Raw genomic sequence first — 23,197 nt, forward strand, 5'->3', positions numbered from 1 at the left:
GGAGTGCAGTGGCACTGACCGACAGGAGTCCGTACGCGTCCCCGGTCGGAAGCGATCTGTTCCTGGCTCCCCATTACCGGAACCGACAGCGGCGAGTGACAGTCTCGAGAGAAAACTATTCCCCCGTCGACTTCCCAGATGCGGCTAGATGAACAAGAAGGGGCACGTCCTGAACGCCGTCCTGTTGAGCATTGGACTGGGGTATCTTCTCGAGCCGACGGGGGATCTGGAGACGTTCAGAACGATCGTGATGATCGGCGTCCCGGTCGCACTCGGGGCGCTCTTTCCGGACGTGGACACTGCCTTCGGCAAACACCGGAAGACGCTGCACAACCTCCCGATTCTGGCCGGCTTTCTCGCCTTTCCCCACGTATTCGGCAATCTCGAGTACGTCTGGATCGGGGTCGTGACCCACTACGTCCTCGACGTTGCGGGGAGCAAGCGCGGTATCGCGCTGTTCTATCCGGTCTGGAAGAAGGAGTTCGGCCTGCCGATCGGGGTCGCGGTCAGCAGCAAGCGCGCCGACCTGATGATGCTGATCGTCACCGTCGCGGAACTGCTACTCGTCGCGCTGGTCGTCTTTCGGATTCCCCAGTGGGGCCTCGAAATGGGACGGCAGTTACTCGGGATCTAGAGCCGCTGGCTCGAAACCGATCGACCGGCGTCCTGACCGCTCTCGTGGCTGCCCCGTCACCGCCGGTTCGGCGTCCACTCCTCGCAGGCGTCCATGTCGTCCATTGCGGTCTCGTGACGCCCACAGTAGGGCACCATTCCATCCGAGGAACGAACGTACTCGAAGTGTTTGCAGTTCCCGCAGTAGCGGTCGGCGGGTTCGCTGGGGGTTTCGGTCGATGATTCGACGATCTCCGCGTCGCGACCGTCGCCCGTCTCGAGGGGCGAGGAGATGTCCGAAGCAGCCGACCCCCCGTCGCTGGTCGCGGTGCCGCCTGCTCGGCCGGGGGTCGTTCGGGGCCCCGTCGTGCCCGTCGCTCCCGTCGATCGCCCCGACGAGCGGGCGTCAACCGAGTCCTCGTCGTAGGAGAGCGTCGTGTTCCCGGTTCCGCCGGTCCCGTCGTCGGTGTCGGCGTTGGTCTGTGTCTCGACGTCGCCGTCGGGCGTGCCGCCGAAGAAGCCGATGCCGCCCAGTCCGCCCGCGTCGTTCGAGTCGTCGACCGAGAGGACGGTTTTGTTGTGGCGAGTAACGTTCATCTGGAGGTTCCCGCCGGGATCGTTGCGTCGCTTGAAGGTGGCGACGGCGCTGAACAGACACCAGATCGCCGAGAGGAGCCCGAGCAGGTAGATCGCGGAGACCTCGAGCGTGAGCTGTTCGCCGCCGTATCGCCAGTGTTGGGGATAGGCGTGCCAGAAGAGGACGACCCCGAGCAGGCAGAGACTCGCGCTGATGGCGGCCGTCGCCTGGACCCGCCGGCTGGCCGGCAACACGACGAAGACGCCCACGAGGATGGTCGGCACACTGAACCCGGCCAGAATCCCCGCGACGCGGACAGTCGCGAACCTGGGGGCCAGCTCTCCCGAGAGCTCGACCGCGAACTCGCCGAAGAGGTCGGTCGTCGCCACGAGTACGGCCACGACGGCGAGGGCCGCGCCGAGAAGCACGAGCGCCGTTCCCGTGTACAGGCGGCGACTCGTCACCCCCGGCGCGGTCCCGTCGTAAACCTCCGTCAGGCTTGTCATGCGAAGGCTTTCGGCGTCCCACCACAAAACGCTACGTCAGACACATCTCGATTGTCGGAGGGGTTCTCCGTTCGAGCCGGTCGACGGAAGCGAAAGGTTGAATCGCCGTCCTCGCAAACGAGGCGCTATGAGCGACGACGACGAAGACGCGCCGCCGGCAGTCACGCTCGGAGAGCAGACGCCGGTCGAGGGCGCACCCCTCGCCCGCGTGAGTTCGCGGCTGACCTGGCCCAAAGAGAAGAGCGAGGTCGACCGACTCGAGGGGGACACGGTCCTTCGAACGCCCGACGGCCCCCGAGAGCTCTCGGCCGTACTCGAGGACGTCGACGAGACGTACTTCCAGCGCCACCAGGAGTTCGAGGGACACGTCCGGGACGTGATCGGGACGGGACCGATTCCGACCGCCGACGAGTAACTCCGTGGCCTCCGAGCCGGACCGACACACCGACGACCGGCTGCGAACCCGACTGCAACTCTCCTGGGTCCAGAAGTCGCTGCTGGCCGGTGCGGTGTTGACGGTGCTGTGGATGCGACTCGTCCCTATCGATCTCGACCAGCGGATCGTCGTCGACGGGATCGTGCTGATCGGAGGGCCGCTCGCGCTGGGGCTCTCGCACGGGAACCGCATCGGCTGGCGGGTCGATCGGATCGCAGTTCGGAACACGATCCTCCTCGCAGCGTTCGTGCTCCCCTTCTATCTCGTCGGCTCGACGCTGCCCACGATCCGGGCGTTCTACCCGATCTGGGAGACGTCGGCCGCGCCAGCGGCGTTCGTTCCACACGCGCTCAAACTCGTGGTGCTCGCCCTGGCCGCCGAGACCTACTACCGCGGACTGCTCTGTGTCGGCGTCAAGGAGATCGGCATCGGTGCGGTGTTCATCAGTCCGGTCGTCTACATGCTCCACCACACCTCGAAACCGCCGATCGAGTTCGTCCTCTCTGGCCCGACGGACGTCCTCTTCGGTGCCGTTGACTACAAATCCGACTCCATCCTCCCGTCGGTGGTCGCTCACGGGGGCGGGCTCGTCTTGCTCGACTGGCTCGTCCTGCACGAACCGCTGTTCGAGCCGACCCTCCTCTTGCGACTGCTCGAGTGGGTGCCGATTCCGGTCTGACGGTCGCTGCTTCGGGCAGTACTGCCGTCACACGACTGAACGACGGCAGAGTGATTACGGGGAAACGATCGCTCGGTATGATGGCCCTGTGACACGGTGGACGAGACCTGTCGTGCCGTCCGCCGGGGAGATCACGCGTCGTCGGCAACCGAAATCTGCGATGAGGACGACCGAGAGATCGCCGCCGAGAAACCAACGAATACTCGTGTCGGCGCGGGGTACCCGGCGTATGAGCGGCACCGACGTCGAACCGGCCGACGAAGACGAGGAGACGACAGCGAGGGACAGCGACGACGGCACGAACACTATCGAGGTGACGCCGACCGACTCGGTCGACGAGGAGCCATCAGCGCGCGAAACCATCGATGTCGAACCGTCCGACGAGCCGATCGACGGCCCCGAGTACGTCCTCTACGGCGGGAAAGGCGGCGTCGGAAAGACGACGATGGCGGCCGCGACCGCGCTCGACAGCGCCCGCGGTGGCACCCGGACGCTGGTCGTCTCGACCGACCCGGCCCACTCGCTTTCCGATACCTTCGAGACCGACGTTCCGGCCGAACCGGCACGGATCCGCGACGATATCCCCCTCTATGCGGCCGAGATCGATCCCGACGCCGCACTCGAGGACGGAGCGACCCCCTTCGGGGACGCGGCTGGGGGCGGTGACGAGGGTTCGCCCTTCGCTGGGGACGAGAGCGGGGGCGATTCCCCGTTCTCGGGTGCCGAGGGCGGCGAGGACGGTCCCCTCGGCGGCATAGGCGACGTGCTCGGCGGCGACTCGCCGATGGATGCGCTCTTCGGCGGTGCGATGCCCGGTGCCGACGAGGCCGCCGCGATGCAACTGCTCCTCGAGTACATGGACGACGAACGCTTCGAGCGCGTGATCGTCGACACGGCCCCCACGGGCCACACCCTTCGGCTCCTCCAGTTGCCCGAGATCATGGACACGATGATGGGGCGCTTGATGACGGTCCGCCAGCGCATCAGCGGGATGATCGACGGCGTCAAGGGGATGTTCGGGGGGAGCGAGGGCCTCGACGACGGGAGCGACCTCGAGGACCTGGAGGAACTCCGCGAGCGTATCGAGCGACTGCGGGCCGCACTGCGCGACCCCGCGCGGACGGATTTCCGGATCGTCATGGTACCCGAGGAGATGAGCGTCTTCGAATCCAAACGGCTGCGCCAACAGCTCGGGGAGTTCGAGATTCCGGTCGGCACCGTCGTCGTCAACCGGGTGATGGAGCCCCTCTCGAACGTTACCGACGACGTCGACGGCGAGTTCCTCCAGCCCAACCTCGAGGACTGTGAGTTCTGTCAACGCCGCTGGGACGTCCAGCAATCCGCGTTAGCCGAAGCACAGGACCTCTTCCGCGGGACCGACGTACGGCGGGTCCCGCTGTTCGCCGAGGAAGTCCGCGGAGAGGGCATGCTCGAGGTCGTGGCGGCCTGTCTCCGGTAATCGGTCGCGGATCGCTGTTCGGTCCGGGACTGGCTCGATGTTCCGCTCGGGGGGACTCAGTACTGCATTGGAGACGTGCAAGACACCGGTACATTCGCGAGCGAACGGAGAAGGCGTATATTTGATCGACCGTTTCCGAGAGCGCGGCCACGCCGTGCTCGAAGCAGGCCGCTTTCAGTCGTCCGCAGGGAGCCGTCGATCGCCGAGGTCGGGACGGCGCACGTCGCGGTCGGTCTCCTCGCCGTCGATGTCGTAGGGGTACTCTCCCGTCACGCAGCCCAGACAGAGGTCGATACGTTCTTTGCCGAGGACCTCGGCGACGGCGTCGGTCGAGAGGTAGGCGAGGCTGTCGGCGGCGATCTCGTCGCGGATCTCCGCGGTCGACTTGTTCGAGGCGATCAACTCCTCGCGGGTCGCCATGTCGATGCCCATGTAACAGGGGGCGACGATCGCCGGTGCGCCGATGCGGACGTGGACTTCCTCGGCCCCACAGTCCTTGAGCAACTGGACCAGTTGGGTCGAAGTCGTTCCGCGGACGATGCTGTCGTCGATGACCGTGACGGTCTTGCCCTCGATCGTGGATTTGATCGGGTTGAGCTTCAGCCGGACCGCGCGCTCGCGTTCGTCCTGGGTCGGCATGATGAACGTCCGGCCGACGTAGCGGTTCTTCATCAGCCCCTCGGCGAATTCGACGCCGTCGTCGTCCGCATCTCGAGGGTCGCCCTCGGCGGTCGTCTCCCCCGCCGCGTCGGCATAGCCCGAGGCGAAGGCGCGGCCGGAGTCGGGAACCGGCATCACGACGTCGGTCTCGACGCCGCTTTCCTCCCAGAGCTTCCGGCCGAGGTTTCGACGCGCCTCGTAGACCAGCGTCTCGTCGATGACGCTGTCCGGGCGCGCGAAGTAGATGTGTTCGAAAAAGCAGTGGGCGGTGTGCTCCTCCTCGACGAGTTGGTAGGAGTCGAACCCCTTGCCGTCGTCTTTGAGGACGACCAACTCGCCGGGCCGAACGTCCCGGACGAGTTCGCCGTCGAGCGTGTCGATCGCCGCCGATTCGGAGGCGAGAATGTAGCCGTCCTCGAGTTCCCCGATACAGAGCGGGCGATTGCCCCGTGGATCGCGCACGCCGAGGATCGTGTCGTCGTGGCTGATCGTCAGCGAGTAGGAGCCGTGGATGCGTTGCATCGTGTGCTTGACGGCCCGGACCAGATCCTCCTCGAGCAGGTTGCGCGCGAGGTCGTGGGCGATGACCTCGGTGTCGCCGTCGCTGGTGAAGGCGTGGCCCGCGGCGGCGAGTTCGTCGCGGATCTCGTCGGCGTTGACGAGGTTGCCGTTGTGTGAGAGCCCGAGCGATCCGCTCTTGAACGAGACCGAGAAGGGCTGTGCACAGGAGGAGTCGACCGAGCCGGCCGTCGGATAGCGGACGTGGCCTACCCCTGCCGAACCGTTGAGCACGTCGAGGTCGTCCTCCTCGAAGACGTCCCCCACGAGCCCCATTTCGACGTGGCTGTGCTGTTGGAACCCGTCGTGCGTGACGATCCCCGCAGACTCCTGACCGCGGTGCTGGAGTGCATAAAGCGCGTAGTACAACGGACGTGCCGCGTCTCGACCGGCCAGTGAGACGCCGACGACGCCGCACTTTTCGGTCATTCCTGTTCGCCGGGGAGTCTCGCCCCGCCCATCAGTCATGGAAGTCAGTAGGGCACCGAGCCGATAAAAATCCCCGTGTTTGTGCGTCGAATTCCGTTCTCGACTCTCGTCAGTATCCACGTTCGTGCATATCCACGGCGTCGTCACCCCGTTCTCGGAGCGGGTGCAGTTCGGCCCGTTTTGTCGGTAGTGAGAAACGAGTCGCCTCCCCACGGCCGGTCGTCGTACTCGAGGCCGACCACGGCAGGGATTCCGCCCGACCGGTCGATCCAATGACACAGTGTTCAAGACAGTTGCTGCGAACCTATCGCGTATGCGACTCGAGGAGTACTGGGGAGTCGGCCCGAAGACGCGGGAGACGCTGGTCGACGAGTTAGGGCGGGAACGAGCGATTCGGGCGATCGAAAGCGGCGACGTCCGGGCGCTCGCCGACGCCGGGCTCGCCCGGGGTCGAGCGACCCGCATTCTGCGCCGGGCGACCGGCGGCGCGGGCATGGATCTATTGGCGACCAGCGACGCACGGTCGGCTTACAAGGAGTTGCTGGATCTGGCGGTCGAACACGCCGTCACGCAACGCGCTGCCGACCGGATTCGAGTGCTCACGCCGCTCGATAGCCGGGCGGCGATGGAAGACCGACTCGACGACGTGCTCGCGGCCCGCGACGCCTGGGTCGGCCTCGGCGAGGCCGACCGCACCGCCGTCCTCGAGGCCTACGAGCGCTACGACGAGCGCGAGGGGAGCGAGCACGCCGCCGTCGAGGCCGCGATGGCGTTGCTCGAGGCCGGTGTCGACTCCGGCCCCTTCGCCGCGATCGCGGACCTCGAGCGCGAGCGGCTCGCGGACGCCGCCGACGCGCTGGCGGCGCTGGACGGCGGCAGGGTCCGAGCGGGTGCGGACGACGAACTCGATCGCCTCAGAGACGCGCTGGGTGCCGTCGAGGACATGGACGCCAACGCGCTCGCGGTGATCGAGGACCTGCGCTCGGCGGGCGTCAACGATGCCGAGGAGTTCCGGCAGTCCTTCGAGGATCACCTGTTGACCGAGACGGACGTGACGATCGATCGGGTTCGTGACGCGATGCCCACCGACGCGACGGACGCGACCGACTTCGTCGGCGGGACCCTGCGGACGCTCCGCAGCGACCTGACCAGCGCGGTCGACGAGCGCGAGCAGTCCGTCGCGACCGACCTCGAGGAAACGCTCGAGACGGCTCGTGACGCTATCGATCGCGCCGTCGAAACCGTCGACGACATCGCCCTCCACCTCTCGCTGGCTCGCTTCGCGCTCGAGTACGACTGTACCCGCCCCGCGTTCGTCGACGGGGACGCGGCGGCCGTCTCCGTCGTCAACGCACGGAACCTCACGCTCGCCGCGCGCGACGACGAGTCGGTCCAGTCCGTCACCTACGCACTCGGCGACCACGGCGTGACCGACGTCCCCGACGGCGTCGACTCGGTCCCCGGCGAGGAGCGCGTCGCCGTCCTGACGGGCGCGAACAGCGGCGGGAAGACGACGCTGCTCGAGACGCTGTGTCAGGTCGTATTGCTGGCGATGATGGGACTGCCGGTCCCCGCGGACCGGGCCGACGTCACGCCCGTCGATTCGCTGGTCTTCCACCGGCGACACGCGAGCTTCAACGCCGGCGTCCTCGAGTCCACCCTGCGCTCGATCGTCCCGCCGCTCTCGACGGGCGGACGGACGCTGATGCTGGTCGACGAGTTCGAGGCGATCACGGAACCGGGCAGCGCGGCGGACCTGTTACACGGCCTCGTCACGCTCTCGGTCGACCGGGAGGCACTCGGCGTGTTCGTTACCCACCTCGCGGACGACCTGGAGCCGCTCCCGCCGGAGGCGCGGGTCGACGGCATCTTCGCCGAGGGGCTGAATCCCGACCTCGAGTTGCTCGTCGACTACCAGCCCCGGTTCGATACCGTCGGCCGCTCGACGCCGGAGTTCATCGTCTCTCGGCTCGTCGCCAACGCCAGCGACCGGACCGAGCGGGACGGGTTCGAGACCCTGGCCGAGGCGGTCGGCAACGAGGTCGTCCAGCGAACGCTCGCGGACGCTCGGTGGACGAGCACCGAGTGAATCCCGGATCGATCCGGCCCTTATTCGCCGCGTTCGCCGCCTCCGTCGGTCCGATCCTCCGACTCGCGCCGCTCCGCCTCGAGCCACCGATCCGCCGTGGGCGTGTACGTCGATTCCCCGTCGTCGAGCGACTCGCCGTAGGTATAGGGGATGCCGTCGCGCTCCTCGCAGACGCGTGCCTCGAGATACGCCTGTGCGGCCCGCCGCGAGAGCGCACCCATCTCGATGATGTCGCCCAGCGCGGTCTTGGTCGCGCGAAACCAGCGCCTGACCGTCCCGTCTTCCTCGGAGTCGACGGCGACGATCGCGCCGCGACCACCGTCGCGGCCGTCACCCCACTCGAGCCAGCAGACGCGGTAGGCGTCGACGTCGTAATTCCGTGACGGAGTGACGAGGTACAGCGCCTCGTAAACGCAGGGGTCGAGATACGCCGTCAGGATGCGGGCCCGACTGATCGAGTCGGCGATCAGCGCCCCCTCGATCGCGCCGTCGGCCAGTGGCGTCGTGGCGGTGATCTCGTCGGCGAGCGCGACCGTCTCGCCGCCCCAGTGGCTGTATCGCAGGTCGTAGAGCCGATCGGGTCGCCGGTACGCCACGAGCGCCCTATGGCCCATGATCCACCCGATCGAAACCGCATGGCTCGGGCCGCTCGAGACGCGAGTGGGATACCGTATCGCGGGTCACGAGGGGTCTGGTCGGCTCTCCGTACTTGAACCTCCGGACTGGCTCGGAAACGCGGACCACCCGTTCAGTACCAGGCCGGCGGTCAACACGTTCTGGCGATCCGCTCCTCCGGACTGGGCTCGCCGACCGGGCCGTCCCCGTCGACCGGCTGTTCGACCCGATAGATGGTCACCGATTCGACGTCGTCGGGAGCCCGATCACAGAAGTACGCTGCCGTCGACTCGAGGACCGGCTGGCCCGCGCCTTCCCCCTTCGTTCCGTACCGCTTCCAGAGGGTCGACGGATACCGATCGAGGGCGTCCGGCGGACGGTCGAACGTGACTGGCCGACCGGTGACCAGATCGGTCGACGGACCGGACTCGCGGTCGGCTTCCACGACGTACCAGCCGTAGGACGACGGCGGGTCGGGTGCGAAAAACGCCCAGCTCGCGCTTGCTAGCCTGCCCTCCTCACCCGCATCGGTATCGACGACTCCTGTTGCGACCACCTGCCAGCTCACGACGACGAGGAAGCCGCCCACGAGCAGGACCGCCACGGCGAGTCGTCCCCCGCGTCGAATCCGAGGCGAAATCCCAATCGGAGACGACACCGTCGCGACGGACCGGAGACGGCGCTCGAGGCAGGTTCCCGAGACGAGTCGGTCGGCACGCTCCCAGATCGCTGGCGGGAGAAACACCAGCAAAACGGAACACATGACGAACGGGAAGGCACCGAGTTGCATCGTCGCCGCCATGCTGAGGTGCGCACCGAGGAACGCCAGCACGGTCGCGATTCGGAGCCAGCCGGTGGCGGCCACGAGCAGCACCGACGCCGACAGGACGGCGATCCAGAGCCAGTTGATCGCGAACAGGGCGAGTGGAGACGTCGCGACCGTCGGACCGAGATAGGCGACGAACTCCTGGAGTTGGAAGATCCGCTGGACCGCCACCCCGGCCATCCAGGCGTCGCTCCGGAACTTGAGGAGCGCGTTGATCGCGTAGATGACGACGATATGGAGGAGGAGTACCGCGGTCCCGGCCGAAACCACGCGTGGCGGGCTGCGACGGTCCGGCGCGGTGGGAGGGTCCTCGAGGCGACTGGCGCGAACTGCCCACCGTCCGGAAAGCGGGAGGGCGGCTGCGAGGACGAGCAGCGACAGCAGGATCGTGTCGCCGCCGTTGACCAGATACGGGTTGCGCGCGTACAGCGACGCGAGCAACGCTGCCGTGAGGATCGCCGCGAGCCGATGTCGGTAGCCGACGAGCAGGCAGGCGGCGGCGACGGCAGTGACCGCGAGGAGGATCGCTTGCAGCCAGATCGATCCCGAGAGGGCGTGAAGCGACCACGTCTCGAGCGTGGGCGAGATCTCAGCGAGGGCCGACCGCGGGAGGACGCCGTCGTCCGTGTAAAACGTGGCGAGCCCCGGTGCCCGGAGGAGGAACAGATCGAGGAGGACGACGAGCCCCAATCCGATCCGGAACGCGGCCAGCGCCCGCGGATCGATCCCGAGACGCGAGCGGACGAGGGCTCGAAACGCTGCGAGCGTCGTCCCGTCACCAGCAGTCGTCGTCCGTTCGGATCCGGCGGCAGTCATAGGGAGACCACTGAAGTCGATCGCGGATTGTCAGTCGGTGTATAAGTGTTTTCTCGTTACTCTCGCGACGGAAACGTTCTCGGGGGACGACCGACGGCCGGCTCCGTTCGGCGGGGCCACCGAGCCGCAGGTAGAGATCTACCGCAGTGGGCGACGGCAGACGATCTCCTGTAGCTGTCGTGGCTCTCCGTTCCGACGCGACGACGGCACCTGTGACCGGGGACAACACCGAAACCCTACCACGCCGTATAGTGGGACATGACAACGCAGATGGCGTACGATGCGGTCATCTTCGACAACGACGGCGTCCTGACGACGCCGACGGATCGAGACGTGCTGATCGACGCGATGCACGATGCTTTCGAAACCGTCGGCGTCACCGATCCGGCTGCCGATCACGTCGACACGCTGCTCAGCCCGGACCTTCCCTCCCTCCGTCGGCTCGCGGCCGACCACGGCGTCGAGCCCGACGAACTCTGGACGGCCCGCGAAGAGGCCGCAATCGCGGCCCAGCTCGCAGAGCTCCGGCGCGGCGAGAAACGCCACTACGACGACGTTACGACCCTCGAGTCGCTGTCGGTCCCGACGGGGATCGTCAGCAACAATCAACACGAGACGATCGGCAACGTCCTCGAGCACTGCGATCTCGCGGGGTTCGACGTCTGGTATGGCCGCGAGCCGACGCTCGAGGGCATCGAGCGCAAGAAGCCGACGCCGTACTACCTCGAACGGGCGTGTACGGAGCTGGGAGCCGAGAACCCGCTGTACGTGGGCGACAGCAGGGTCGACGTGGCCGCGGCCGATGCGGCCGACATCGACGCCGCGTTCATCCGGCGCGATCACCGCACCGGCTACGAGCTCTCGCGGGAGCCGGCCCACGAACTCGAGTCGCTCGCGGCGGTATCCGATCTGGTCTGACGGGGCCGCATCGCCGAGATCGGCGACGGTTACGCGGGCGCGCTCGCCAGGCGTTCGGCGCGGGCGGCGATCGCCTCGTTCATCCGGACGAACGCGCGCTCGACGCGAGCTTCGTCGAACGTGAACGGCACGAACGCGCCCCGAACCGTCTCCCGCTGGAGCAATCGGGTGCGCCGACCGTCGTCGTCGCGCGCGTCCGACGCGGGGCGCTCACCGTCGATCGGGTCGAGGTGGAACTCGTGGTACCGATCGAACGCGAACGGGACCGCGAGTCGGTCGAGCCAGGCGAGTCGTCGGGTGGGTTCGACAGTGATCGCTATCGGACCGTCGAGCAACCGGCCGAAGTCGGACGCATCCGCCCCGCGCCGAGGGGTCGTCGCATCGATCGCGACCCCCGTAATGGTGCCCTCGATGGGATCCCACTCGGGGTAGGTGTCGAACGAGAGGAGGGCCTCCCAGACGACCGCTGGCGGGGCGTCGATTTCGGCGAACACCTCGACCTGTTTCATGTGGGTGTGTACCACTCGAAGACGGATGGCTGTGCCGGTCGTCGACCGCGAACCGAGGGACGATTCGCCGGGGCTCGGCCCCGATTCTCGATCGATTCGGACCGCCGGGTTGCTCACGCGCTGTCGTTGAACCGCCGGTTCGTCGAGAGCGGCGCGTCGCCGGGTTCGCCCCGGACGAAGTGACCCGCCGGGTTGATCTCGCCGTCCCGCTCCATCGAGAGGAGTTCGACGAACCACGCCTCGTGTTCGATCTCCTCCTGCAGGATGCGCGAGGCCATGTCGTAGGTCCGAGGGTCTTTCCCGTGGGTCATATCGCAGATCTCCGACCACGTCCGGATCGCACAGCGTTCGGCCTCGAGCAGCACCTCGAGGATGCCCTCGGCGTCGAGCGACTCGGTGTCGAAGCTCCCGTCGCCGGCCATCGGGGTCGGGACCTCGGCGTCGGGACAGGAGGCCCGATCGGCGAAGTCCCGAATGTCGTTGGGGAGAGCACCGCCGAGTTCGTACACCCGGGGCGCGACCAGTTCGAAGTGCGCCCGGTCCTCGAGGCGGGCGTCCTCGGTGATCTCCTTGTAATCCTCGTGTCCGGCGAGGTGCATTCGGAGGTTCGTATAGTAGTAGTACGTCGTGAACTCGGCACCGATCGCGTCGATCAGTTTCTCGCGCAGTTCCTCGGGGTCGAGCCCGCGCTCGCGAAGGACGGCCATGCCGACGCGCTCGCTCGTGTCTCCTGCATCGACGTCGCCTGCCGCGTGTGGTTTCTCGTCGGACATTCACCGGTCCACTCCCAGCACTCGAGGCATCAATCTTTGCTTGCAACTGCTACCGTTCCGATCGGTGTAACCGCAATATCCTTACTCGTCACCCCCTGAGGGTCGTGTATGAACGGTTCGGACCGCGGACTGTCGCGTCGTGCGTTCGTCCGCAGCGCCGTCGCCATCGGTGGTGCGAGCGCACTCGCTGCCTGCCTCCAGCGCGAAGAGACCGAGGACGTCCCACAGGCAACGCGCGCTCCCGAGGAGCTTCCCGACCGCCAACACGCCTGGAACGACTTCCTCGCGACGGACGACCACGGCAACGTCGAACCGCCCGAGCACCACCTCCTGCTCGGTCTCGAGTACGTCGGGGACGGCCCGGCAGCCGCCGACGGCGAACGCGAGCGGCTCGAGGCCGCGTTCCGAACCCTCGAACGCGCGTACGAGCGTGGAAACGACGGGCTGGCGTTCACGATCGGCTACGGCCCGACGTACTTCGACCGGTTCGACGAGGAGCTTCCGGAGAGCGTCGACCTCCCCGCCCCCGAAGCGCTCGCCCCGATCGAGGACCCCCGGCTCGACGAGTACGACGCCTTGCTCCACCTCGCCAGCGACCACGGCCACGTCACGCTGAGCGTCGAAGAGGCCCTGAAGGGCGAACTCGACGACCTCAACGGCATCACGGTCGAGGACACGTTCGACGGCATCTTCGACGTCGCAGAGCGACGAACGGGATTCATCGGCCCCGGCCTCCCGGCGGAGCGCCAGTCGGGCGTCAGCGGCATTCCGGACGGCGAGCCCGTCCCGGAGGATGCCCCGATGTTCATGGGGTTCAAATCGGGGTTCAGGAAGACACAGGCGAGCGAAGATCGGGTAACGATCCGGGACGGCCCCTTCGCGGGCGGGACGACGATCCACCTCTCGAAGATCCAGTTGCACCTCCACCAGTGGTACGAACAGGACAGCCGCGACCAGCGCGTCGCCAAGATGTTCTCGCCGACCCACGCCGAAGACGACCTCGTGGAGGGTGCCGGCGACAATCTCGGGGACTCGAGCCGGGTCGCCGAGGTCGGCGGGAGCGCAGCCGACGACGCGCGAAACGAGGGAACGGTCGGTCACGCACAGAAGGCCGCTCGCGCCCGCGAGGACGGCGAGCCGATCATCCTGCGGCGGGACTTCGACTCGACCGACGACGGTCAGGCGGCCGTCCACTTCCTCTCCCTGCAGCGCTCGATCGCCGACTTCGTCACAACGCGACGGGAGATGACTGGCACCGACCTGACGGAGGGCTCGGTCAGTTCGCGGACGAACAACGGTATCCTCCAGTATCTCACCGTCCGGAGCCGGGCGAACTACCTCGTTCCCCCGCGGGGACGTCGGGCCCTACCCGAGGCAAATCCGGACTAGCGACTCGGCACGATGTCAGCTCGTGGGAGTTGGCTTCGTTCGTCACTCACGACCCGTGACGTGTCGTTCGACGTGCATTTTGGGGCGCTCTCACTTTCGTGATCGATGGCTATTCGGCCAGCATACACCACCGGGACGTCCTTTATCGGCATCCTCGGTGTCCGTCGCGTATGGCGTCATCACGACGGCGGTTCCTCGAACTGGGGGCGGCTGTATCGATCGGCGGCGTCGCGAGCGCATACGGCGTCGGCGCGACCGAAGACCATCGTGGAAACGGCGACGGATCCGGGGGTGACGACGGTGACGAGTCCGTAGCGACGGCGACCGTGCGGCAAGCGCCGGAGAACGCGTTTTACTGGGTGCGTCCCGGCGAGCGGCGATTGAGCCCGATGGTGTTCGGGACCGAAGAGAACCCGCGAAACGGGACCGACCTGCTCGAGGCACGGATCGAGCAAGCCGAACAGTTCCCCTCGCCCCTCGGGGAGTCCGTTCCGCAACTGCTGGAGGACCTTCCGTTCCTCGTCGCTGCACCGGACGAGACTCGCGACCCGATCGAGGACGCGGACGAGGATTCGATCGCCCAGCAGCGACTGACCGAACCCACGCTGTACAGCGACGAGGCCGAAGTGACGAGCGGCTCCGTCGAGATCACCTACGGGGACCGACAGCCGTACGACCTTCCGGGATCGCCCGGAGAGACGTCGGATACGATCGACCTCGACGCGCAGTTCACCGACCCGGCGGGCAACGAGTACGAAATCGAACACGATCACGTCATCCAACCGCCGATCCCAGGGTACGAGACCGGCGGTGGCGTCGTGATGGACCGCACGCTCCACGGGATTACGGGAACCGGCTCGCCGCTGTTTCCGAACGTGTACACCTACGCTGCCTCCTGGGGCGTCGGAAACCTCCACGTCAACGGCGAGTTGGCGACCGAGGAGGGGTTCCGCGTCGTCCACTTCATGACGACCCAGACGGTGCGCGACGAGCGCTACCGGATGGTCCTCGACGAGGAACTGCCACTCGAGTCGGGGAACACCATCGCGGGACAGCTCCATCACACTCACGGTGTGGTCCTGCCGATCAGGCCGACGCCCGACGGCCCGGTGTCCGATCGGTCCCGACCGCGTTCGAGCTTCCGAACGGCGACACGCAACCGTTCATCCACGCGATGTGGGAACAAGACGAGATCGTCGAGGGGCCGTTCGCGGACTGGGAGTTCCCCGGGGCTGACGACGGGGAGACCGAGGAGAACGGCGAGGCCGACGCGGAAGCCGACATCCGACTCGTCGGTGAAACGTCGGGATGGCAAGGAGAAGCTCCAGACGAAATCTCGGGGACGGAAAACCCGACCCTGACGCTCGAGGAGGGAGCCGAGTACGTCCTCGTCTGGGAGAACGGCGACGGCCTGCAGCACAACGTCGCCATCGAAGACGAGAGCGGCGAGGAGCTGCTCGCCTCGGATTTCATGAGCGAGGAAGGCACGACGCAGTCGGTCACGGTGACGGCGTCGGCCGAGATGGCCGAATACTACTGTCAGGTCCATCCCGAGTCGATGCGTGGCACGATCGACGTGCAGTGATCGAGGCCCCGAGCGGACGGCTCGAAGCCTCGGCGGCCCGCTATTCGGGTGCCGCGGTCAGGCGTTCGGCACGTGCGTCCGATTCCCGTTGGCCGCCAGCTCGTCGACCAGCGCCGCGGCGTCGTCGGCCAGCGGATACGCGTCGTGATAGGGATCGATCTCGCGGTCAGTTCCAGAGACGGACTGCACCGCGTCCGCGAACCGCTCGTAGGTCTCGTCGACGATGTCCTGGACGAGGACCGGCATACCGGCGCGCTCACACAGTTCGGTCGCCGCGGCCCGACCCGCCCAGACCGTCTCGGAATCGATATCGACGAAAAACAGCGCGAACGGTGTCTCGCCGAACTGGGCCTCGAGGAACGCCCGTGCGACCGGATCGTCCCACGGAACGACGCCGACGGACTCGAGTCGGCGTATCGCGGTCGAGACGGCCGAGCAGAACGGACAGTCGCCGTCGTAGAGCAGGATGCCCGTGAACTGGGGCCCGGACATATCGACTCCGTAGGTCACGGGACCGGAAAACGTTCGGACGGCAGTTGCCGGGACCGTCCCCGCGACGCGCTCCGTCCCTAGCCGAGTTTCGACCGCCCCGGCGGCCTGTCGTGGTCGGCCCGATGCTGGAGCAGTTCGCCGTACCGTTCGACTTCGATGACGCAATCGGCGCGGGGACGCGCGACGCAGGTGAGGACGAAGTTCGCCGCCTCGTCTTCCGGGTAGTACCGCTTGGCCTGACTGTGATCGACCTCGCCTGAGAGGAGTTTCGCGCCGCAGGTGATACACCACCCCTGCTGGCAGTCCGCCGAGAGCCAGATGCCCGCCGCGCGGGCCGCCGCGAGGATCGACTGGTCGGCGCGGACTTCGAGCGTCCGGGACTCGCCGGCGAGGGCCAGGTCGGCGTCGTCGGGCACGCGAAGTTCGACGTCCCACGTGGTGGGCTCCGTCACGGGTAGACATCGTGCTCGCCGCGAAAAAGGACTGGGCCGGACGGTCGCAAGTCCCTCCAGTGCCGGCTTCCCTAGGGTCTTTACCCTCGAGGCCGACGCAACCCCAATGCGAGCCGCAGCCTTCACCGACCTGAGCGGCCCCGAGGGAGTGAGTACGATCGACCGGCCCGACCCCGAGCCCGGCCCCGGCGAGGCGCTGGTCGACGTGACGGCCTGTGCCATCAACCGCCACGACCTCTGGATCCTCGAGGGGGACTCGGCGATGGTCGACGCCGACGACTTGCCCTTCGTCACGGGGCTGGACGTGGCCGGCGTCGTGAGCGAGGTGGGCGAGGACGTTCGAGGCGTCGAGCCCGGCGACAGGGTCGTCCTCTGTCCGAACGAGACCTGTGGTTCCTGTCGGTTCTGTCGGGAGGGGCCCGAGAACATGTGTGAGCGATTCGCACTGTTTCACGGCGGCCTCGCGGAGACCGCCTGCGTGCGGGGCGACCGGCTCGTTCCGCTGCCCGACGACGTCGACGCGACGACCGCCGCCGCGATCCCGACGGCGTACATGACCGCGTTTCACATGCTCCGGCGGGCCGAGGTCGGCCCCGGCGACCTGGTCTTCGTCCCCGGCGCGACCGGCGGCGTCGGCGTCGCGACGGTCCAACTCGCATCCGTTTTCGGTGCCGAGACCGTCGGCACGTCTTCTTCGGCGGCGAAACTCGAGCGCGTCCGCGACCTCGGCCTCGATCACGGCATCGAATCGACGGCGATCGACGAGATCCGAGACGGCGTCGAGGCGATCGGCACGCCGGACGCGGTGATCAACCATCTCGGCGGCGAGTTCACCCGACTCGGCCAGTCGGTACTGCGCCGTGGCGGCACGATGGCGATCTGCGGCCGCACGGCCGGCAACGAGTCGACGATCGACGTCACGAACCTCTTCCTTGGCCACAAGCGCGTCGTCGGCTCCACGATGGGTACCCAGGACGACCTCCGGCGGCTCGTCGAACTCACCACAGACGGCGAGTTGGCACCCGAAATCGACCGGACGTACGCGCTCGCAGACACGGACGAGGCCTTCGCGGCGATGCAAGAACGCGAGAGCGTCGGCAAGATCGTCGTCGAACCGTAGGGTCGCGCGACGCTGGAACTGACTGACTCACGACGAGGCAAGGAGACGCTGCCCCGACCTATTTCTGCCCCGCTGCTGTCGAATCGGTATGACACGGATCGCGATCACCGGTGCGGCGGGCAACGTCGGTCGGGAGGCCATCGACGCGTTTCCCGACGACCACGAACTCACGCTCTTTTCCCACCACGAGACCCCGGATCTCGAGACGGAGATCCTCGAGATCACCGAGCGCGAGGCGTTCGTGGACGCCCTCGAGGGCCAGGACGTCCTGCTCCACCTCGCGGCCAACCCCTCGCCGCGAGCGGAGTGGGACGAGGTGCGAGGGCCGAACGTCGACGGCGTCTACAACGCCCTCGAGGCCGCGGCGGAGAACGACCTCGAGCGCGTGATCTTCGCGAGTTCGAACCACGCGGTCAACATGAAAAACACCGTCTCGGGGATCCGGCCGGAGTCGACGGTCGGCAACCCCGAGATCGTTCGTCCCGAGGATCCGACGGACCCCGACACCTACTACGGCGTCACGAAGGTCTTCGGCGAGGCGATGGGATCGTACTACGCGAACCGACACGGGCTCGAGGTCGTGAACCTGCGGATCGGCTGGCTGCTCACCCGCGAGGAACTCCGCCAGGAGTGTCGGGACCGCGACGGTGCCGGCGAGCGCTACGCCCGCGCGATGTGGCTCAGTCCCGGCGACTGCCGACGGCTGCTCGACGCGGCCGCGACGGCGACGCTCGAGGGATCGCCCCTGATCGCACACGGCATCTCGGACAACGCCGAACGGTTCCTCTCGCTCGCCGAAACCATGCGCGACCTCGGGTATCGACCGCGAGACGACGCCGAAGCCGTCCTGCGCGACGAGTCGGACGGTCGGGACGGCCTCGAGACGGCCTGATCCCGCGATCCGTCGACAGCCGGACCTGCGGACGCGTATCAACTTACCAGAACGAATATGCGTCCGTGACAGAGTGGTAACTGCATGAGCCGCGAGTCGCCACCCGACGAAGCGATCGCCGCTGCAGCGGACGTCGTCGACGTCCTCCATCAGTTCGGCCTCTCCGACGAGGAGATCGTCGACGGCGCGATCGAAGCCCCCGATTCGATACCCGATGCGACGAACGCCGTCGCTTCTCACGGGACGCAGTCTGGCGACTCGGATCCGACAGCGGTCCACGATCCGCGAAAACGGGGACGATACAGGACGTGCTCAGCGGGAGCCCCAGGGGAGTCGTGACGGACCACACGTACCACCACAAACGCAACCTCGAGTTCCTGCTGAACGAGGCGCTCGCCGAGTTCGGATACGGGTTCGAGTTCCGGAGCATCGGGGCCGACGAGTGGATCGAGCCCGAACACCCGGATCATCCCAGGGCGTTCAGACTGGTGGTGGTCGACGAGACGGACGAACCCGTTGCGACGGCCGCGTTTCGCTACCCACCGACTGACGGAGCGCAGCCGAGTAACATGTTCCGAGCGCTCGGGACGGCACTGAACGACACCGTTCTCGCTGCGATCGGCGTGCGAATGTTGCTCCTCGACGAAGGGAGCGGGTCGTTCAAGTGGATCGTCGTCGACCGAGCGACGCTCGAGACTCTGGAGTCGGAGTACGGACCGCGACTCGAGGCGTTCGGGGACCCGCTCGTGCGGCGCGGACCGGAGTACGAATACGGCATCCACGGGATCGACACGTCGGCCGCGATCGTTCATCAGTCCGAATTCGGGGTCCCGGAACCCGACGAGACGTTCACAATCGAAGACCACTACGAGCTGTAAGGGCTCGTCGTCTCCGCTCTGTCGCACGGGGGGGCTGATCGAACGGAGACGGAGGAGGTGTCCGCGGTCCCGCGACCACTCGCGGGATCGAAAGACGGAATACCGACACGTTCGTACCCCACACGCATGTCAGTCAAGGTGTCCGAGTCGACGGGCTACGGGCCGAACACCCAGATGTCCCTGTTCGGTTATATCATGGCCGCGATACTCGCGGTCGTCTTGCTCCCGTTGCTTCCCGTCATCGCCGTCGCGTGGGTTCTTTGGAAGGTGTTCGTCGCGGACGAAGAAATCGAACACAGCTTCGAGGACTGGCGTCGCGAATCCGGTCGGAGTCGATCTGACCGTCTCGAAGCGGCCGAGACCGAGGCTGCCGAAGCTGCGGCGGCAGAGGCCGAAGAGCCCGACGCCGAAGGCGTCGACGCTGCCGGTGGAACCGAGGCGGACCAGACGACGGCGGAATCGTAAGGCCCTTTTTCTCGGCTAGTCGTCGGCACTGGTCGCCCGAACGAGGTCCGACGGCGGGCCGCCGGGGAGTTCGTCGCGGTCGTGGGCGGCCTCGAAGTCCAGGTCGGGCCCGCGGGCGACGATCCGGTGTGGGTTCACGTCGGGGTGGGTCGTGTAGTAGTGTTCCTTGATGTGATCCATGTTCACCGTCCGGGCGACGACGGTTTCACGGGTCCCTTCGGTCCCCGTTCGCTCGTCTGGCGTCCCCTCCCGTCGGTCGGCGACGCCCGTCTGATACAGATCCCGTAGGTACGGCCAGAGGTTCTCGTACTCGCGGACGTACTGGACGTTACACATGAAGTGTGTGTGGTAGACGTTGTCGAATCGAACGAGCGTCGTGAACATCGCGATATCCGCTTCGGTCAGCCGGTCGCCGACGAGGTAGCGCTGGTCGGCCAGCACCTCGTCCCAGCGGTCGAGCGCCGAAAAGAGGTCGTCGACGGCCTCGTCGTAGGGCCCCTGCTTCGTGGCGAAGCCGGCGCGGTAGACGCCGTTGTTGATCGGCTCGTAGATCTCGTCGATGATCCGGTCGACGTCGTCCTGGTACCCCTCGGGATAGAGGTCCACGTCCCGCGAGGCGACGATCCCGAATTCGGTGTCGAGCATCCGCATGATCTCCGCGGACTCGTTGTTCACGATGGTCTCCTCGCGTTTGTCCCAGAGGACGGGGACCGTCACGCGGCAGGTGGCGTCGGGATCCGCCGCCACGTACAGTTCCCGCAAGTAGTCGGCGTCGCGGACGTGATCGCGCGTACAGCCCTCCTTCTCCGGCGTGAACTGCCAGCCGTCCTCGCCGCGGTAGGGATCGACGATCGAGACGGAAATCGCGTCCTCGAGTCCCAGCAGCGCCCGCGTCACGAGCGTTCGGTGGGCCCAGGGGCACGCGTACGAGACGTAGAGGTGGTACCGGCCGGCCTCCGGCTGGAACCGGGCGTCGGGATCGTCCCGGATTTCGTCCCGGAAGGGAGTCGTCTGCCGTTCGAACGAGCCGTCGTCGTCAGTCGACTCGTAGGCGTCGGTTCGCCACTCGCCGTCGACGAGCATGTTCATACGCGAACGGAGGGTGGCTGGATACAAATGGTCTCGCTAACACTCGCGTCACCGGGTTCTTACGACGGCTCGCCGTCGGTCGCTCTCCTGGCCGTCGGCTCATACGATTTGTTGTCCCGATGTCCCGGTGGGACCGCAGGGCGGTCCTGATCCCACCGGCACTGACGGACAGGGGATCGTATCAGCCTCCCAGACTCACGATCGAATAACCCGCACCGAGGATCACGAGAACAACGCCCTCGAGTCTGGTCACTCGTCGTCCGGTCGCGAGCACGACCGTCGCGAACGCGGTCAGCACGCCCAGCCACGTCAGCGCGACGAAGACGGCGGGATCGACGGTCAGCGGTCGGGTGAACGCGGCGATTCCCAACACGCCGAGGACGTTGAAGACGTTCGAGCCGACGACGTTCCCGGCGGCGATTTCCGTGTCGCCGCGACGGGCGGCCACGACGGAGGTCACGAGTTCCGGAATCGAGGTGCCGGCCGCGACGACGGTCGCACCGATCGCCCACTCCGAGACACCGGCAGCGAGCGCGAGCCCGACCGCCGACTCGACCAGCACGCGCCCCCCGACGATGACGAGAACGAGACCGGCGAGGACGCGTCCGCCCTCGAGACCGAATCGGACCTCGGTTCGATCGCGGGCGTCGGGAACGGCCATCGATCCATCGGCCGACCCGGATCTTCCGCCGGCACCGTCGTTTTCCCGTCGAATCGCGATCCAGAGCACACCGAGATAGCAACTCAGCACCACGAGGAGGACCGCCCCGTCGAGCCGCGACGCGACGCCGTCGACGAGGACGGCAGCCGCGACGACCGTCGCCGCGGCCATCGCGAGCGCGTCGCGGCGGAGGAGCGTCTCCGTCACACGAAACGGTGCGATAACGGCGACGAGTCCGAGGATCACGCCGAGATTGAAGACGTTCGAACCGACCACGTTTCCGACCGAGACGTCACCTCGGCCCTCGAGCGCGGCTCCGGTCGAAACGACGACCTCGGGCGCGGAGGTTCCGAAGGCGACGACGGTGAGGCCGATCACGAGCGCGGACACGCCGGCCGCGCTGGCGAGTCTCGAAGCGCCGGTGACGAGCGACCGCGCACCGATCCACAGGGCAACGACGGCAACACCGAGCAGGACGACGTCTCCCACGAGTACCATCGATAGCAGGGACTTTCGCAGGGAAGCGTCAAAAACGGCGGGCAACCGGAAACGGCGGCCGACCCGCGCCGGGCGGCCGGAGAACAAGCGTTTATGCGACCGGCGTGAGCACACGAGGTATGGCAGACGACGGGGATCGACACCGCCAGAGCCGCCTGTTCACGGACGACGACGGCGCGTTCGACGCCGACCGTGCACGGGAGGAGTCCCTGCCGGTGGAGGACGGCGAGGTGATCGATACCGACGACCTGGCCGACCACCAGCGCTACGTGGAGGGACGCGGGATCTACGACGAGCGCAATCGAGTGAACGACCTCACGGGCAAGGAGTGGAAGTACGCCACGAAGTCCGTGATCGCGGAGGGGTACCCACCCGCCGTCCAGCACGACCTGCGCAGCGAACACGGCGGCCAGAAACCGCCGCGACTCTGTGCGGAGCTGATCGGCCGGTTCAGCAAAGCCGGCGACACCGTCCTCGATCCGTTCGCGGGCGTCGGCGGGACCCTGCTCGGCGCGAGTTTCTGCGAACACGACGGCACCGGCCTCCGGGAGGCGATCGGCTTCGAGCGCACGGAGCGCTGGATCGAGATCTACCGGGAGGTCCTCGAGGCGGAAAACGAGGAGCGCCGGGCACGTGGCGAGCCACCGCTCGCCGAACAGGACATGCGACACGGCGATTGTGTCGATCTGATCGACGACGTGCCTGACGAGTCCGTCGACCTCCTGTTGACCGACGTTCCCTACTGGGACATGGACGAACGCGAGCAGACGCGCAACGAGCGGGCGACTCGAGAGAGCAAACTGGGGTCGTTCGGCGGCGCGACGACCGACGAGGCTGCCGTCGATGCGGACGAGGGGATCGACGATCGCCGGACGAAAGCCGACTGGCTGGCCGATATGGCGACCACGTTCGACCGGTTTACGGACGCCGTCGCGCCGGACGGCCACGTCGTCGTCTTCATCGGTGACATGTACCGCGACCAGTCCTACGAGTTCCTCTCGGCGGATCTCGCGCGGGCGATCGAATCGACGGCACCGTTGACGCTCGCGGCGAACCAGATCTGGTACGATCCGACGAAGGACCTGCACGTCTACGGCTACCCCTTCTCCTTCGTCCCCTCGATGGTCCACCAGAACGTCCTCGTCTTCCGACCCGAGGCGGCGTCCGAAACGGAAAACTGAACGGCGAGGGAGGTGCGTCCGACTTCCGTCGGG

General features: G+C 67.0%; 25 protein-coding genes. 15 read left to right on the plus strand and 10 right to left on the minus strand.

Annotated features, from left to right (window positions below):
* The first annotated feature begins 148 nt into the window (after positions 1 to 148).
* Positions 149 to 634 carry a metal-dependent hydrolase gene (locus J0X27_RS17620; protein WP_097378945.1) on the plus strand — a complete coding sequence of 162 codons (486 nt, stop codon included), beginning with the start codon at positions 149 to 151 and terminating at the stop codon, positions 632 to 634.
* Positions 635 to 690: 56 nt separating this feature from the next.
* On the opposite strand, the gene J0X27_RS17625 is transcribed toward J0X27_RS17620, so the two are convergent.
* On the minus strand, positions 691 to 1,695 hold the full coding sequence (locus J0X27_RS17625) for a cell division protein CdpA domain-containing protein (protein ID WP_207270439.1): 1,005 nt from the start codon (positions 1,693 to 1,695) through the stop codon (positions 691 to 693).
* A 127-nt stretch (positions 1,696 to 1,822) separates the two neighbouring features.
* On the opposite strand from J0X27_RS17625, the gene J0X27_RS17630 reads away from it, so the two are divergent.
* From J0X27_RS17630 to J0X27_RS17640, 3 genes are all read left to right on the plus strand, one after another.
* Complete coding sequence (locus tag J0X27_RS17630) at positions 1,823 to 2,110, plus strand: DUF5789 family protein (RefSeq protein ID WP_207270440.1); 288 nt, start codon at positions 1,823 to 1,825, stop codon at positions 2,108 to 2,110.
* 4 nt (positions 2,111 to 2,114) lie between these two features.
* Positions 2,115 to 2,810 (plus strand): CPBP family glutamic-type intramembrane protease, encoded by a 696-nt coding sequence (locus J0X27_RS17635; protein ID WP_207270441.1) that lies wholly within the window; start codon positions 2,115 to 2,117, stop codon positions 2,808 to 2,810.
* A 229-nt stretch (positions 2,811 to 3,039) separates the two neighbouring features.
* Complete coding sequence (locus J0X27_RS17640; protein WP_207270442.1) at positions 3,040 to 4,269, plus strand: ArsA family ATPase; 1,230 nt, start codon at positions 3,040 to 3,042, stop codon at positions 4,267 to 4,269.
* Between the two features lie 174 nt (positions 4,270 to 4,443).
* Here J0X27_RS17640 and purF read toward each other — a convergent pair whose 3' ends face one another.
* Positions 4,444 to 5,916 carry an amidophosphoribosyltransferase gene (purF, locus tag J0X27_RS17645; protein WP_207272109.1) on the minus strand — a complete coding sequence of 491 codons (1,473 nt, stop codon included), beginning with the start codon at positions 5,914 to 5,916 and terminating at the stop codon, positions 4,444 to 4,446.
* A gap of 313 nt (positions 5,917 to 6,229) precedes the next feature.
* Between purF and J0X27_RS17650 the strand changes: the two genes are divergently transcribed.
* On the plus strand, positions 6,230 to 8,005 hold the full coding sequence (locus tag J0X27_RS17650) for a DNA mismatch repair protein (RefSeq protein WP_207270443.1): 1,776 nt from the start codon (positions 6,230 to 6,232) through the stop codon (positions 8,003 to 8,005).
* A gap of 20 nt (positions 8,006 to 8,025) precedes the next feature.
* Here J0X27_RS17650 and J0X27_RS17655 read toward each other — a convergent pair whose 3' ends face one another.
* Both J0X27_RS17655 and J0X27_RS17660 read right to left on the minus strand, forming a co-directional pair.
* Positions 8,026 to 8,619: a DUF6735 family protein gene (locus tag J0X27_RS17655; RefSeq protein ID WP_207270444.1), complete on the minus strand. Its 594-nt coding sequence runs from the start codon at positions 8,617 to 8,619 to the stop codon at positions 8,026 to 8,028.
* A 152-nt stretch (positions 8,620 to 8,771) separates the two neighbouring features.
* A complete protein-coding gene (locus J0X27_RS17660; protein WP_207270445.1) occupies positions 8,772 to 10,262 on the minus strand; it encodes an HTTM domain-containing protein in 1,491 nt (496 codons plus the stop codon).
* 258 nt (positions 10,263 to 10,520) lie between these two features.
* Here J0X27_RS17660 and J0X27_RS17665 point away from each other — a divergent pair, with 258 nt between their 5' ends.
* On the plus strand, positions 10,521 to 11,180 hold the full coding sequence (locus tag J0X27_RS17665) for an HAD family hydrolase (RefSeq protein WP_207270446.1): 660 nt from the start codon (positions 10,521 to 10,523) through the stop codon (positions 11,178 to 11,180).
* Between the two features lie 29 nt (positions 11,181 to 11,209).
* Here J0X27_RS17665 and J0X27_RS17670 read toward each other — a convergent pair whose 3' ends face one another.
* Both J0X27_RS17670 and dps read right to left on the minus strand, forming a co-directional pair.
* Complete coding sequence (locus J0X27_RS17670) at positions 11,210 to 11,689, minus strand: SRPBCC domain-containing protein (RefSeq protein WP_207270447.1); 480 nt, start codon at positions 11,687 to 11,689, stop codon at positions 11,210 to 11,212.
* 113 nt (positions 11,690 to 11,802) lie between these two features.
* A complete protein-coding gene (dps, locus tag J0X27_RS17675) occupies positions 11,803 to 12,462 on the minus strand; it encodes a DNA protection during starvation protein (RefSeq protein ID WP_207270448.1) in 660 nt (219 codons plus the stop codon).
* Positions 12,463 to 12,570: 108 nt separating this feature from the next.
* On the opposite strand from dps, the gene J0X27_RS17680 reads away from it, so the two are divergent.
* The 3 genes from J0X27_RS17680 (at position 12,571) to J0X27_RS18045 (ending at position 15,436) form a co-directional block, all read left to right on the plus strand.
* The gene (locus tag J0X27_RS17680) at positions 12,571 to 13,851 is read left to right on the plus strand and encodes a DUF7405 family protein (protein WP_207270449.1); all 1,281 of its coding nucleotides are present in this window, start codon (positions 12,571 to 12,573) and stop codon (positions 13,849 to 13,851) included.
* 170 nt (positions 13,852 to 14,021) lie between these two features.
* A complete protein-coding gene (locus J0X27_RS17685; RefSeq protein WP_224214529.1) occupies positions 14,022 to 15,212 on the plus strand; it encodes a hypothetical protein in 1,191 nt (396 codons plus the stop codon).
* 50 nt (positions 15,213 to 15,262) lie between these two features.
* Complete coding sequence (locus J0X27_RS18045; protein ID WP_242634250.1) at positions 15,263 to 15,436, plus strand: cupredoxin domain-containing protein; 174 nt, start codon at positions 15,263 to 15,265, stop codon at positions 15,434 to 15,436.
* Positions 15,437 to 15,493: 57 nt separating this feature from the next.
* Here J0X27_RS18045 and J0X27_RS17690 read toward each other — a convergent pair whose 3' ends face one another.
* Positions 15,494 to 15,928 carry a thiol-disulfide oxidoreductase DCC family protein gene (locus J0X27_RS17690; protein ID WP_207270450.1) on the minus strand — a complete coding sequence of 145 codons (435 nt, stop codon included), beginning with the start codon at positions 15,926 to 15,928 and terminating at the stop codon, positions 15,494 to 15,496.
* 77 nt (positions 15,929 to 16,005) lie between these two features.
* Positions 16,006 to 16,380, minus strand: a complete 375-nt coding sequence (locus J0X27_RS17695; RefSeq protein ID WP_207270451.1) for a 2Fe-2S iron-sulfur cluster-binding protein — start codon at positions 16,378 to 16,380, stop codon at positions 16,006 to 16,008.
* 106 nt (positions 16,381 to 16,486) lie between these two features.
* On the opposite strand from J0X27_RS17695, the gene J0X27_RS17700 reads away from it, so the two are divergent.
* From J0X27_RS17700 to J0X27_RS17715, 5 genes are all read left to right on the plus strand, one after another.
* Positions 16,487 to 17,500 carry an alcohol dehydrogenase catalytic domain-containing protein gene (locus tag J0X27_RS17700; RefSeq protein WP_207270452.1) on the plus strand — a complete coding sequence of 338 codons (1,014 nt, stop codon included), beginning with the start codon at positions 16,487 to 16,489 and terminating at the stop codon, positions 17,498 to 17,500.
* 88 nt (positions 17,501 to 17,588) lie between these two features.
* Positions 17,589 to 18,392, plus strand: a complete 804-nt coding sequence (locus J0X27_RS17705) for an NAD-dependent epimerase/dehydratase family protein (protein ID WP_207270453.1) — start codon at positions 17,589 to 17,591, stop codon at positions 18,390 to 18,392.
* 84 nt (positions 18,393 to 18,476) lie between these two features.
* Positions 18,477 to 18,731 (plus strand): hypothetical protein, encoded by a 255-nt coding sequence (locus J0X27_RS18050; RefSeq protein ID WP_224214528.1) that lies wholly within the window; start codon positions 18,477 to 18,479, stop codon positions 18,729 to 18,731.
* Positions 18,728 to 19,270 carry a hypothetical protein gene (locus J0X27_RS17710; protein WP_224214527.1) on the plus strand — a complete coding sequence of 181 codons (543 nt, stop codon included), beginning with the start codon at positions 18,728 to 18,730 and terminating at the stop codon, positions 19,268 to 19,270. Before J0X27_RS18050 ends, J0X27_RS17710 begins: the two co-directional genes overlap by 4 nt.
* A gap of 126 nt (positions 19,271 to 19,396) precedes the next feature.
* Positions 19,397 to 19,735, plus strand: a complete 339-nt coding sequence (locus J0X27_RS17715) for a DUF7535 family protein (RefSeq protein ID WP_207270454.1) — start codon at positions 19,397 to 19,399, stop codon at positions 19,733 to 19,735.
* A gap of 15 nt (positions 19,736 to 19,750) precedes the next feature.
* Here the strand turns inward: J0X27_RS17715 and J0X27_RS17720 are convergent, their stop codons facing one another.
* Together J0X27_RS17720 and J0X27_RS17725 are read right to left on the minus strand one after the other, a co-directional pair.
* Positions 19,751 to 20,824, minus strand: coding sequence for a glutathione S-transferase family protein (locus J0X27_RS17720; RefSeq protein ID WP_207270455.1), 1,074 nt, complete (start codon positions 20,822 to 20,824; stop codon positions 19,751 to 19,753).
* 181 nt (positions 20,825 to 21,005) lie between these two features.
* The gene (locus J0X27_RS17725; RefSeq protein WP_207270456.1) at positions 21,006 to 21,983 is read right to left on the minus strand and encodes a calcium/sodium antiporter; all 978 of its coding nucleotides are present in this window, start codon (positions 21,981 to 21,983) and stop codon (positions 21,006 to 21,008) included.
* Between the two features lie 119 nt (positions 21,984 to 22,102).
* On the opposite strand from J0X27_RS17725, the gene J0X27_RS17730 reads away from it, so the two are divergent.
* Entirely contained in the window at positions 22,103 to 23,164 is a 1,062-nt protein-coding gene (locus J0X27_RS17730; RefSeq protein WP_207270457.1) for a DNA methyltransferase, read from the plus strand.
* Positions 23,165 to 23,197 lie beyond the last annotated feature (33 nt).

It is taken from the genome of Natrinema longum, from assembly GCF_017352095.1.
Lineage (GTDB): Archaea > Halobacteriota > Halobacteria > Halobacteriales > Natrialbaceae > Natrinema > Natrinema longum.